Annotated in this window: 8 protein-coding genes; all 8 read left to right on the top strand. The window is 74.2% G+C overall.

The features are described 5' to 3' along the window. The first annotated feature begins 157 nt into the window (after positions 1-157). The 8 genes from mraZ to AB1460_RS06325 all read left to right on the top strand — a co-directional run bounded on the left by mraZ (position 158) and on the right by AB1460_RS06325 (position 12,106). A complete protein-coding gene (gene mraZ, locus AB1460_RS06360; RefSeq protein WP_368959671.1) occupies positions 158-589 on the top strand; it encodes a division/cell wall cluster transcriptional repressor MraZ in 432 nt (143 codons plus the stop codon). Between the two features lie 239 nt (positions 590-828). Further along, positions 829-1,812, top strand: coding sequence for a 16S rRNA (cytosine(1402)-N(4))-methyltransferase RsmH (gene rsmH, locus AB1460_RS06355; RefSeq protein ID WP_368959670.1), 984 nt, complete (start codon positions 829-831; stop codon positions 1,810-1,812). Continuing rightward, positions 1,809-3,656: a hypothetical protein gene (locus tag AB1460_RS06350; protein ID WP_368959669.1), complete on the top strand. Its 1,848-nt coding sequence runs from the start codon at positions 1,809-1,811 to the stop codon at positions 3,654-3,656. The genes rsmH and AB1460_RS06350 overlap by 4 nt, the downstream gene beginning before the upstream one ends. After that, complete coding sequence (locus tag AB1460_RS06345; RefSeq protein ID WP_368959668.1) at positions 3,653-6,280, top strand: peptidoglycan D,D-transpeptidase FtsI family protein; 2,628 nt, start codon at positions 3,653-3,655, stop codon at positions 6,278-6,280. The genes AB1460_RS06350 and AB1460_RS06345 overlap by 4 nt, the downstream gene beginning before the upstream one ends. Before the next feature lie 136 nt (positions 6,281-6,416). Then, entirely contained in the window at positions 6,417-8,015 is a 1,599-nt protein-coding gene (locus AB1460_RS06340; protein WP_368959667.1) for a UDP-N-acetylmuramoyl-L-alanyl-D-glutamate--2,6-diaminopimelate ligase, read from the top strand. After that, positions 8,012-9,439: a UDP-N-acetylmuramoyl-tripeptide--D-alanyl-D-alanine ligase gene (locus AB1460_RS06335; protein ID WP_368959666.1), complete on the top strand. Its 1,428-nt coding sequence runs from the start codon at positions 8,012-8,014 to the stop codon at positions 9,437-9,439. The genes AB1460_RS06340 and AB1460_RS06335 overlap by 4 nt, the downstream gene beginning before the upstream one ends. 58 nt (positions 9,440-9,497) lie before the next feature. Beyond that, positions 9,498-10,565 carry a phospho-N-acetylmuramoyl-pentapeptide-transferase gene (gene mraY / locus AB1460_RS06330; RefSeq protein ID WP_071082764.1) on the top strand — a complete coding sequence of 356 codons (1,068 nt, stop codon included), beginning with the start codon at positions 9,498-9,500 and terminating at the stop codon, positions 10,563-10,565. A gap of 2 nt (positions 10,566-10,567) precedes the next feature. Continuing rightward, positions 10,568-12,106: a Mur ligase family protein gene (locus tag AB1460_RS06325; RefSeq protein ID WP_368959665.1), complete on the top strand. Its 1,539-nt coding sequence runs from the start codon at positions 10,568-10,570 to the stop codon at positions 12,104-12,106. Positions 12,107-12,161: the final 55 nt, after the last annotated feature.

Genomic DNA, 12,161 nt, shown 5'->3' with positions numbered 1-12,161 from the left:
TAAATGTGTTGGTTTGTGGTGAGTGTAGGATGTTGTTAAGGGTAGGGAGTAGAGTGGCGCGCAGTGGGGGAGGGGAGCTTGCGGGTAGCCGTCGCCTGGTGAACCGGCCGTTGTCTGGTCGCCGTGGCACGTGGTCGGGCCTGGCGGGGAGGTGTCGGTGTTTCTCGGCAGCCACACGCCCAGGCTGGATGACAAAGGGCGGCTGACCCTGCCGGCGAAGTTCCGGGAAGAGCTGGAGGGGGGGCTTGTGATCACGAAGGGGCAGGAGCGTTGTCTCTACGTGTTCCCCCTGGTGGAGTTCACACGGATCAGTGAGTCCCTCCGTACCGCTCCGGTCACGGCAAAGGCGCTTCGTGACTACAGCCGCGTCTTCTTCTCCTCGGCGTCGGATGACGTTCCCGACCGGCAGGGGCGGATCACCATACCGCCGCCACTGCGCACCTACGCGGGTCTGGCTCGCGAATGTGTGGTGAACGGAGCCAACACCCGGGTCGAGATCTGGGATTCCGGGCGCTGGGAGACCTATCTGGCGGACCAGGAGGAGACCTTCGCCGAGCTGTCGGAGGAGGTTCTGCCCGGGGTCGTCTGAGTTTTCGCAGGCACCATGTGATCATCTGGTCGTCTGTCGAGGTCTCCCCCCGCTCCCACCGGACGCCACTTCCCCGGCGTCCGGCGGACTGAGCGGGGCGGGACCTGGGCGTACGACCTGACCGGCCGTTCTGCGTCCCGATGGTCGCTCAGCGCGCCATCGGCGGCGCCCCCCGTCACCGCACCGGTAGGCAGGTTCGGGGGAAGTTCCAGATTCGACAAACGGCCGAGGGGTTGGCAGTGGACGTCACGCACACGCCGGTGCTCATCGAGCGGGTCGTCGACCTGCTTGCGCCGGCGCTGCGACGTCCGGGCGCGGTGGTGGTGGACGCGACCCTCGGGCTGGGTGGCCATTCCCTTGCACTGCTGGAGGCTTTTCCGCACGTCCACCTGATCGGTCTCGACCGTGACACCCGAGCCCTGGAACACAGCCGACTGCGCCTGGCCGGGCTCGGCGCGCGGGTCGACCTCGAGCACGCCGTCTACGACCGGCTCCCGGACGTACTGGAGCGGCTCGGGGTGCCCGCGGTCGACGGGATTCTCTTCGACCTGGGTGTCTCCTCCATGCAGCTCGACCTGGACGAGCGCGGCTTCGCCTACTCCCGTGACGCGCCCCTGGACATGCGGATGGACCAGGAGCGCGGTCCCACCGCGGCCGACATCCTCAACGCCTACGACGTCAACGCGCTGACCCGCGTGCTGCGGGACTACGGGGAGGAACGCTTCGCCCGCCGGATCGCGCAGGCGGTGGTGACCCAGCGGCAGGCCGCACCCTTCACCACCTCCGCACGGCTGGTGGACCTGATCCGCGATGCCATCCCCGCGGCTGCCCGCCGGACCGGCGGCAACCCGGCGAAGCGCACCTTCCAGGCGCTGCGGATCGAGGTGAACGCGGAGCTGGAGGTGCTCGGGCGGGCGGTGCCCGCCGCCTTCGACGCGCTCGCCGTGGCGGGCCGGATCGTCGTCCTGTCCTACCACTCGCTGGAGGACCGCCTGGTGAAGCGGGCACTGGCTCCGCGGGCGGCCCCGTCCGTGCCGCCGGACATGCCGATAGTGCCGGAGGACGCCCAGCCGACCCTGCGCTGGTTGACCCGCGGCGCCGAGGCGGCGTCCGAGCAGGAGATCGAACAGAACGCGCGCGCCGGATCCGTCCGGCTGCGCGCCGCGGAACGCACCGCGGCCGAGCCGGGCCGCACCCAGCATCCGACCGGAGGTGTCCGATGACCGCTCCCGCGCAGCCGCTGCCTCGCGGTCACGGCCGCCCGGCTCATCGGGTGGCCGGCTCCGGTGGCCACGGGATGGACCACAGTGTCGCGCCGTTCCATGGCGCCGAGTACGCGCCCGACAGCACCGCGTATGACCATGCGGCGTACGAGGCGGCGTATGACAGCACCGCGTACCCCGACGGTGCATACCCCGAAGCCGGGTATGCCGACGCCGCGTACCCCGGTGCCGGGTACCCCGATGCCCCATACCCCGATGCCCCGTACCCCAATGCCGCCTATGACGGCGCCGGCTACGAGAGCGCTGCTTACGTCGACACCGGGTATGAGGGCGCCGGGTACGAGAGCGCCGGGTACGACGATGCCGCGCAGGGCGGCACGGCCCATCGCGGCGCAGGGTACGAGGGTGCCCTTCATGCCGGTTCCGCATACGAGGGCGCCGGGTATGCCGGCGTCGGGTTTGCCGGCGACCCGGACGGCGCCGCATATGGCGAGGTGGGATACGCCGAGAGCGGCGACGAAATGCCCGGCACCGCCAACACGGCCGGCGAGGCGACGCAATACCCGCCCGCCGGTTCCGAGGTCGCTGTTCACGACATCGACGCAAACGAGGATGCCCATTTCGGATACGCCGGTTCTGAAACGGCGGATTTCGGCGGTGCCGGCTTCGAGGTGACCGGGTATGTCGACGAGGTCACCGCCGGGTATGTCGGCACTGCTACGGCCGTGTATCAGGCCGGTGTTTCCCGTGCCACCGTGTCGGCCCGCGAGGCCAGTTCCGGCCAGGCGCGCGAAGACGCGTTTGGGGGAGCCCGCGAGCGGGTAACCGCGGGCGCCGGCGCGGGTTCTCGGGTGGCCGCCGGGGCGGCGCGTGACTCCTCGTCCGGGCGGTCGGGAACGGCGACCCGGACGGACACCGCGCGGTCGCGCGCGGCCCGTTCCACCACGGGCCGTTCCACCCAGCCCCGCTCCGACGCTGCGCGTTCCGCCGCCCCGCGGACCGGCGCGGGCCGGTCCGCGACCACGGCCCGGCAGACCACGGCCCGGCAGACCACGGCGCGGACGGGCACGGGCCGGTCGGGCACGAGTCGGGCGACGGTGCCGCGTCCGGGCAGCGGGCGGCTCTCCGCGGCGATGGCGGTCGGCACGACCACGATGCCGCTGCTGGACTCGCCGCTGCGCCGCCCCGCCCGGCCGCGCCTCGCGCCGCTGCGGGTGCCGCGGTCGACCGCGCCCCGCGGCCCGTTCGTGGCCCTGCTGCTGGTGCTGATGGGTGCCGGCCTGCTGGCGCTGCTCCTGCTGAACACCGCGCTGATGGAGAACGCCTTCCGTGCGAACCGGCTGGAGCGGGATGCCGTCACGCTCAGCAGCCAGGAGAAGGAACTGTCGCTTCAGCTGGACGAGCAGGCCGACCCCGGGCAGCTCGCGGCCCGTGCCAGCCAGCTCGGGATGGTCTCCGGCGGGATGCCCGAGCACCTGCCGCCGGGTGCGCCGCTGCCGCCGGGGGCGCGTGTTCTCACCCGGGAGGAAGGCGGCGACATGCTGCTGGTCGTCGTCCCCCCGCCGGCGGCGCCCGCCAGCGGAGCGGCGCCCGAGGGCACGTCGCCGGCCGGCGACGGGACGACCACCGAGGACGACCCGGCAGCCGAAGCCCAGACGCAGACGCAGGGCCAGCCTGCGCCGGGTGGGCAGACCGCCGGAGATGATGGCCAGACCGCAGTTGGTCAGACGTCCGACGGTCAGACGTCCGCCGGTGGCGAGGGCGCCACTGGCGGCGGAGCGACGGCGGGCGGTGGAACTCAGGACGGCGTCCGGACTGACGGAGAGGCGGTAGCCGGTCAGTGAGCTCGACGGGTCGGGGGCCGGCTGCCGGCCGTGGACGTTCCCGACTGCGCCTGGTCACCGGCCCGCCCGCGGGGTCTCCGGACCCGCGGTCCGGTGGTGACGACCTGCTTGACCCGTCCGTCCGGAGGTTCTCCGGCCGCGACCCGGAACGTGGGCCCGAGCGCGCGACGCCCGGCCGGCGGCCCGCACCGCGCGGCTCCGGCGCTCCGCCGGCCCGCCGGGAACCGCCGCGCCGCCGGCCGGAGCCCGACGGCCATGATCCGGCCACGGAGTACTGGTACCCCGAGGACCCCGAGGCCTACGAGGCTGTCGTCGAGGAGTACGTCGACGACCCTCAGAGCGACCTCCGCGCACCCGCCAGCCGCCGATCCGGAACCGGACCCACCGCGCGTGAGCGGCGGACCGGCGCGGGCCGGACCGGCGCAGGCGCGGCCAGGTCCGGCCGCACTGGCGCCGGTCAGCCCGGATCCAGCCGGACCAGAGCCGGCCGGACGGCAGAGGGGCGGGACGGCACGGACAGGACCGCGGCGGGCCGTGCGGCGCGTCCCACGGCGTCACGCGGAGGAACGTCACGCGGTGCCACCGCGAACCCCCGTACCGACACCTCCCGCGTGACTCCCCACGGCGCGACGGCGCGGGCTGGCACCACCCGTGCCAGTACTCCCCGCGCTGGCACGACCCGCGCTGGTACCGCACGTGCCGGGACGCAGCGCGGCGCGGCGGTGCCACGGAACCCGACTCGCTCGACCGCGAGCCGGACGGAACCGGTACGGGTTCAGCCGGCCCGCAGGGCCCGGTCGTCGCGCGGGGGGCCGCCGCGGGGGCGGGCCGGCGCGGCGCGGCGCGGTCTGGGCGGGGCGGCGGGGCGCACACCGCGGCCGTTCGTCCTCGCGAGCCCCCGCCGCCGGGTGCGGGTCGCCGTCGTCCTGATGGTGGCCGTGCTGGTCGTGATCGCCGCTCGGCTCGCGCAGCTGCAGGGCTTCGCCTCCTCCACCTACGCCGAGCAGGCCGAGCAGCAGCTGCGGCGCAAGTCCGTGCTGCCGGCGGACCGCGGCATGATCACCGACCGGCACGGCGGCCGACTCGCGCAGGACATCGAGCAGCGGGCGGTCTACGCCGACCCGCTGCTGATGACTCCCAGCCAGATCAGCGATGCCGCGCGCCGGCTGGCCCCGGTGGTCGGGAGGTCCGAGAACGAGCTGCGTTCGCTGATGACGTCGAACGCGAAGGAGCGCTTCGTCTACCTTGGCCGGGGCCTGGACCGGTCGGTGGGCGACGAGGTGACCGAGCTCGATCTGTACGGCATCGGGGTGCTGGAGGAGCGGGGCCGCTGGTACTCCCTGCGGACGCTCGGCGCGAACTTCGTCGGCTTCGCCAACTACGGGGACAACGACACGATCGTGGGCCGCGCCGGGCTGGAGCAGGCCTACGACAGCGTGCTGCGCGGCACGGACGGCCGGCGCCAGATCGAGGCAGACCCGTCCGGCCGGGAGATCCCCTCGGCGCAGAACATGGAGAAGGAGCCGCTTGACGGCTCGACGCTGCGGCTGACCATCGACAACGACATCCAGTGGCAGGCCCAGAGAGAGCTCGCGGAGGCGGTCCGCACCTACGAGGCCGACGGCGGGACCATCGTGGTGATGAAGCCGAGGACCGGCGAGCTGCTGGCGATGGCCGACGCCCCGCAGTTCGACCCGAACAACATCACCGAACGGGACCTGGACGCGATCGGGAACCGCTCCACCGGGCAGGCGTTCGAGCCCGGCAGCGTCAACAAGGTCATCACGATGGCCGCGGCGCTCGACCGGGGCCTGATCGACGCGATGACGCCGATCACGGTGCCGCCGTCCATCGAGCGCGGCCGGTACACCATCACCGACTCGGAGCCGCACGGGACGGAGCACCTCACCGCGGCCGGCGTGCTCGCGCGCTCCAGCAACATCGGCACGGTGCTCATCGCGGAGAAGGTCGGGAACCAGCGCCTGGAGGAGATGATGCGGGCGTTCGGGCTCGGTGCGGTCACCGAGCTCGACTTCCCGGGCGAGACGGCGGGCGCGCTGACCTCGGCCTCGCAGTGGTCCGAGAGCCAGGCGGCGACCATCGCCTACGGCCAGGGGATGTCCGCCACCGCCCTGCAGATGGCCTCGGTGTACGCCACGGTGGCCAATGGCGGCATGCGTGTCGCCCCCCGCCTGGTGGACGCCGTCATCACCCCGGACGGGGAGGTCCAGGAGACGGCACACGAGCCCGAGCGGCGGGTGGTGTCGCCGGAGACGGCGGCCACGCTGACCCGCATGCTCGAGGAGGTCGCGACCGAGGACGGCACCGCCCCGCTCGCCGAGGTCGCCGGGTACCGGGTGGCCGGCAAGACCGGCACCGCCACGCGGTACGACCCGGTCAGCGAGCGCTACGACGGGTACGTGTCGTCCTTCGTCGGGTTCGCGCCGGCGGACGACCCGCAGGTCGTGGTCGAGGTCGTCCTCGACAACCCGCGTACGGGCTACTACGGCGGGCAGGTCGCCGCGCCGGTCTTCGCCGAGGTGATGAAGTTCGCCCTCACCACCCTGGGTGTGCCGCCGCCGGGGACGCGGCCGGATTCACTGGTCCTCGACCTGGACCGCTGAGTGCCCCGCGGGCCGCGAGGCGCACCGCCCGGTTCGGGGCAGGCTGTCCGGAGACGGCCGGATCGTCCCGGGGGGCCGGCGGCGTCGGCGACGCCCGTGCGGATCCCCCGAGCCGCCTCCCACTAAGGTCGTCTCCGTGACCACCCCGGCACTACGTCCGGCAGCCCTCTCGCCGCGGTCGCTCAGCGAGCTGCCTGGTGTCCTGCGCCCCAGCCCAGTCGCTGTCGCGGCCGGCCTGCCCGGCCCGTCCAGCATCCCCAGCCCGTCGGGCCCGGCCGCCCTGGCGAGCCTGTCCGTCCTGTTCAGCGGCGTCACCCACGACTCCCGCGCGGTGCTGCCCGGTGACCTGTACGCGGCCCTGCCCGGCGCGCACGCGCACGGCGCGGACTTCGCCCAGGCCGCCGTCGCGGCCGGCGCCGTCGCCGTGCTGACCGACCCGGCGGGCGCGGCCCGGCTGGCGGGCCGCGGCCTCGGCGTGCCGGTGCTCACCACCGACGACCCGCGCCGTGACCTGGCGCCGGTCGCCGCCTGGATCTACGGCCGGCCCTCGGACACCCTCACGCTCCTCGGGGTCACCGGCACGAACGGCAAGACCACCACCGCCTTCCTGCTGGAGGCGGGCCTGCGCGCCGCCGGCCACACCACCGGCCTGCTCGGCACGGTGCAGACCCGCATCGCCGGGGCGGCGGTTCCGGCGGTGCGCACCACCCCCGAGTCGCCGGACCTGCAGGCCCTGCTCGCGACGATGGTCGAGCGCGGGGTGACCGCGGCGGCGATGGAGGTCTCCAGCCACGCCCTGGCCCAGCACCGGGTCGACGCGCTGCGCTTCGCCGGCGCGGCGTTCACGAACCTCAGCCAGGACCATCTCGACTTCCATCCGACGATGGAGGACTACTTCGCCGCGAAGGCGGCGCTGTTCGACCGGGACCGCAGCGCGGCCGCGGTGATCTGTGTCGACGACGAGTGGGGGCGCCGGCTGGCCGGCCTGCGCCCCGACGCGCAGACCTGTTCGGTCGCCGGCAACCAGGCCGACTGGTGGCCCGAGGACGTCGTCGCCGGGCCGGCCGGCACGGTGTTCCGCGCGCTCGGCCCGGACGGCGCGAAGGCGGACGTCTCGGTGGCCCTGCCCGGCCGGTTCAACGCGGCGAACGCGCTGACCGCGCTGGCGCTGCTGAGCGCCACCGGTGTCCCGCTGGAAGCCGCCGCCGAGGGGATCTCGGCGCTGACCGGTGTCCCCGGCCGGATGGAGCGGGTGGACGGCGGCCAGCCGTTCCTCGCCCTCGTCGACTACGCGCACACCCCCGACGCGGTCGCCACCCTGCTGGCCGCGGTGCGGCCGCTGGTGACCGGGCGGGTCATCGTCGTCCTCGGCTGCGGCGGAGACCGTGACCGCGCCAAGCGGCCGCTGATGGGCGCCGCCGCCGCCCGGCTCGCGGACCTGTCGGTCTTCACCAACGACAACCCGCGGTCCGAGGACCCGGCGCTGATCCTCGACCAGATCGTCACCGGCGCCCGCGGCGTGCCCGCCGGTGCCGGCGGCGGGCCCGGTCGGTTCGTCGTGGAGCCCGACCGGGCGGCGGCGATCGCGCTGGCCGTCGCCGAGGCCGGGCCGGCCGACGCCGTCGTGGTCGCCGGCAAGGGCCACGAGAGCGGGCAGGACGTCGCCGGCGTGGTGACCCCGTTCGACGACCGCGAGGTGCTGGCCGCGGCGCTTCGGTCGGCGGCCGACCGATGATCACACTGAGCCTGGCGGACGTCGCCGCGGCGACCGCCGGCCGGCTCGCCGGCGGCGCGGACCCGGCGGCCCCGGTCACCCGCGTGGTGATCGACTCCCGCCACGTCGTGCCGGGCGCCCTGTTCGTCGCCCTGCCCGGTGAGCGGGTCGACGGGCACGACTTCGCCGCCGCCGCGCGGGAAGCGGGCGCCGCGGCGGTGCTGGCCGGCCGGGAGACGGGCGTGCCCGCGGTCGTCGTCGCCGACCCGGCGGCGGCGCTGGCGGCGCTGGCGTCCCGGGTGCGTGACCTCGCGCCGGCCACCGTCGTCGGCGTGACCGGCTCGGCGGGCAAGACGACCACCAAGGACCTGCTGGCCGACCTGCTGGCCAACCTCGGCCCGACGGTCGCGGCCGAGGGCTCGTTCAACAACGAGATCGGCCTGCCGCTGACCATGCTGCGCACCGAGGCCGACACCCGCTTCGTGGTGCTGGAGATGGGCGCCCGCGGCCTCGGGCACATCGCCGCGCTGTGCGCGCTGGCCCGTCCGCATGTCGGGCTGGTGCTCAATGTCGGGTCGGCGCATGTCGGCGAGTACGCCGACGGCCGGCGCGGCATCGCGGTGGCGAAGGGGGAGCTGGCCGAGGCGGCCGGCACCCTGGTCGTGCTCAACGCGGACGATCCGCTCGTCGCACCGATGGCGGCCCGGGCCCGCGCCGCGGTGGTCACGTTCGGGACCAGTGCCGGGGCGGACGTCCGCGCCGGCCGGACCGAGGTGGACGGAACCGGGCGGGCCGCGTTCGACCTGCTCGCCGGTGGCGAGCGCCACCGCGTGCGGCTGGGCCTGGTCGGTGCGCACCAGGTCTCGAACGCGCTGGCCGCCGCGGCGGTGGCGATCGGCCTCGGCCTCGCGCCGGCGGACGCGGCGGCGGCCCTGGAACGGGCCCGCCCGCGCAGCCGGTGGCGGATGGAGGTGACGACCACGCCGGACGGTGTGGTCGTGCTGAACGACGCCTACAACGCGAACCCGGAGTCGATGCGGGCGGCGCTGACCGCCCTCCTCGACATTCGCGGCGGGGGCCGCGCGTGGGCGGTGCTGGGCCCGATGGGCGAGCTGGGTGCCGCGGCGGACGAGGCGCACCGCGCCCTCGGGAGCCTCGTCGCCGAGCTCGGTGTGCCGCGGCTGGTCGCGGTCGGGCCCGGGGCGCGGGGGGTGCACGATGCCGCTGACGGAACAGCCGGCTGGCAGGGGGAGTCGGCCTGGGTGCCCGGCGTGGAGGAGGCGGTGGCCCATCTGGCCGGGCGGGTCCGCAGCGGTGATGTCGTTCTGGTGAAGGCGAGCCGGTCGTTCGGGCTCGAAAGGGTGGCCGCGGGTCTCGCCGCGGGTGGTGCCGGCCGTGAGGGTCGGCGGGACGGCGTCCCGGGCGCCGCGATCGAGGGGACCTAGTACACGTGGAACACGGTGGGACACTCCGGCGAACCTGGCACGCGCGGGTGACGCTCGGGTGAGAGGCGTTCTCTTCGCCGCACTGGTCGCGCTGGTCATCTCCCTGCTGGGCACTCCGTCGGTGATCCGTTTCTTCCGGCGGCAGGGCTACGGGCAGGAGATCCGCGAGGACGGCCCGTCGAGCCACCTGACCAAGCGCGGGACGCCCACGATGGGCGGCACCGTCATCATCCTCGCCACGCTGGCCGGCTACTTCGTCTCGCACCTGGTGACCGGGATCGGGTTCACCGCCTCCGGGCTGCTGGTGCTGATGGTGATGACCGGCCTGGGCCTGGTGGGCTTCCTGGACGACTACATCAAGATCCGTAAACAGCGCAGCCTCGGGCTGACCGCGCGGACGAAGTTCGCCGGCCAGGCCGCCGTCGCGCTGGCCTTCGGCCTGCTGGCCGTGCGGTTCAAGAACGACGCAGGGCTGCTGCCCGGCTCGACGTTCATCTCGGTGGTGCGCGACACCGGGTTCTCGATCGGGCTGATCGGCTTCCCGCTGCTGGCCTGGATCATCATCGCCGCGACCTCGAACGCGGTGAACCTGACCGACGGTCTGGACGGGCTGGCGGCCGGGACCTCGGCGATGGTGTTCGGTGCCTACGTCGTGATCTCGTTCTGGCAGTTCGGCAACGTCTGCGAGGCCGGGGCCCTGACCGAGGGCTGCTACTACGTCCGCGACCCGCTCGACGTCGCGCTGGTCTCCGCGGCCGCGATGGGGGCCTGTTTCGGCTTCCTGTGGTGGAACGCCAGCCCGGCGAAGATCTTCATGGGTGACACCGGCTCCCTCGCGCTCGGCGGGGCCTTCGCCAGCATCGCCATCGTCAGCCGCACCGAGCTGCTGCTGTTCGTGCTCGGTGGCCTGTTCGTGATCGAGACCCTGTCGGTGATGATCCAGGTGGCGTTCTTCAAGGCGACCAGACGGCGGGTGTTCAACATGGCGCCCATCCACCATCACTTCGAACTCGCCGAATGGCCCGAGACGACGGTGATCATCAGGTTCTGGATCGTCTCCGGCCTGGCCGTCGCGTTCGGGCTGGGCCTGTTCTACGCCGAGTATCTCTCCCATGGGGGCGGTTGACGATGATCACGTCCGAGGCCCGGCACGACCCGGCCGAGCCGTCCGCGCTGTCCGGGACGGACGTCCTGGTGGTCGGGGCCGGGACGTCGGGCGCCGCGGCAGCGGACGCCCTGGCGGCCCGCGGCGCCCGGGTGCTCGTGGTCGACGCGGCCGACGGCCCCGTCCAGCGCGCCGCCGCCGAGTGGCTGCGGCGGAGCGGGATCGAGGTGCGCCTCGGCGGCCTCCCCGCCGAGGCCGGATCAGCCTCGCTGGTCGTGACCTCGCCGGGGGTGCCGCCCACCACGCCGCTGCTGCGGGCAGCCGGGGCCGCCGGCGTGCCGGTGTGGGGGGAGGTGGAACTCGCCTGGCACTGGCGCGGGCTGTCCCGGTGGCTCGCGATCACCGGCACCAACGGCAAGACCACCACCACCGAGATGCTCGGTGCGATGCTCCTGTCCGGTGGCCGGCGTGCCACCACCGCCGGCAACATCGGCACGCCGATCGTGACGGCGGTCGGGGCCCGCCCGCCCTACGACGTGCTCGCCGTCGAGCTGTCCAGCTTCCAGCTCCACTACACGTCGACGGTCGCGCCGCACGCCGCGGCGATCCTCAACGTCGCCCCCGACCATCTCGACTGGCACGGTGGCGCCGAGCCCTACGCGGAGGCCAAGGCCCGGATCTGGGCGGCCCCGCAGACCGTGGCGGTCGGCAACGCCGACGACCCCGCCAGCCTGGCGCTGCTGGCACGGGCACCCGGCCGGCAGGTGACCTTCGGCCTGGATCCCGACGGCGACCCCCGCCCCGACCTGACCGTCGTCGGCGGCTACCTCGTCGACCGGGCCTTCTCCGGCGGACGCCTCATCGCGGTCGCCGATCTCGGCGCGGCCGGCCACTCCCCGGGGCGGAACTCCGGACCGCGGGCCGCGGGAGGCTCGGGAGGCGCAGGCGGCTCACCAGGGCCCGGTCTGGGCGGGCGGGCCGGGACGTCCGGGTTCGCCGCCGGCCCGGCGCCGGCAGTCGGCGCCGACCTGGGGCCGCACAACATCTCCAACGCGCTGGCCGCCGCCGCGCTGGCCCGCGCCGACGGGGTGGATCCCGCGGCCATCGGCGCCGCGCTGGCGATGTTCCGGCCCGGCGCGCACCGCAACGTCACGGTCGGCCGCATCGCCGGCGTCCGCTACGTCGACGACAGCAAAGCCACCAACCCGCACGCGGCCGCGGCGTCGCTGTGCGCGTACCCGTCGGTGGTGTGGGTCGCCGGTGGCCTGAACAAGGGCCTGGAATTCGACGATCTGGTGGTCAGGGCCCGCAGTGGCCTGCGTGCGGTGGTGCTGATGGGCCGGTGCGCTGATGAGATCGCGGCCGCTCTCGCCCGACACGCCCCCGATGTCCCCGTAGAACGCGCCGGCAGCATGGACGATGCGGTGGAGGCCGCCACCAAGCTCGCGGCACCGGGCGACACGGTGCTGCTCGCACCGGCGGCTGCCTCGATGGACATGTTCCGTGACTACGCGGAGCGCGGTGACCTGTTCGCCGCGGCCGTGCGGGTGCGGGGAGGCTGACCGGCAGGCGGGACCGTCCCGGCGACGCGCCGGGGGATGGGGTGGGGATAGGGAT

The sequence above is a fragment of the Parafrankia sp. FMc2 genome, from assembly GCF_041008525.1.
Lineage (GTDB): Bacteria > Actinomycetota > Actinomycetes > Frankiales > Frankiaceae > Parafrankia.
This window is presented reverse-complemented; position numbering and strand designations above follow the sequence as displayed.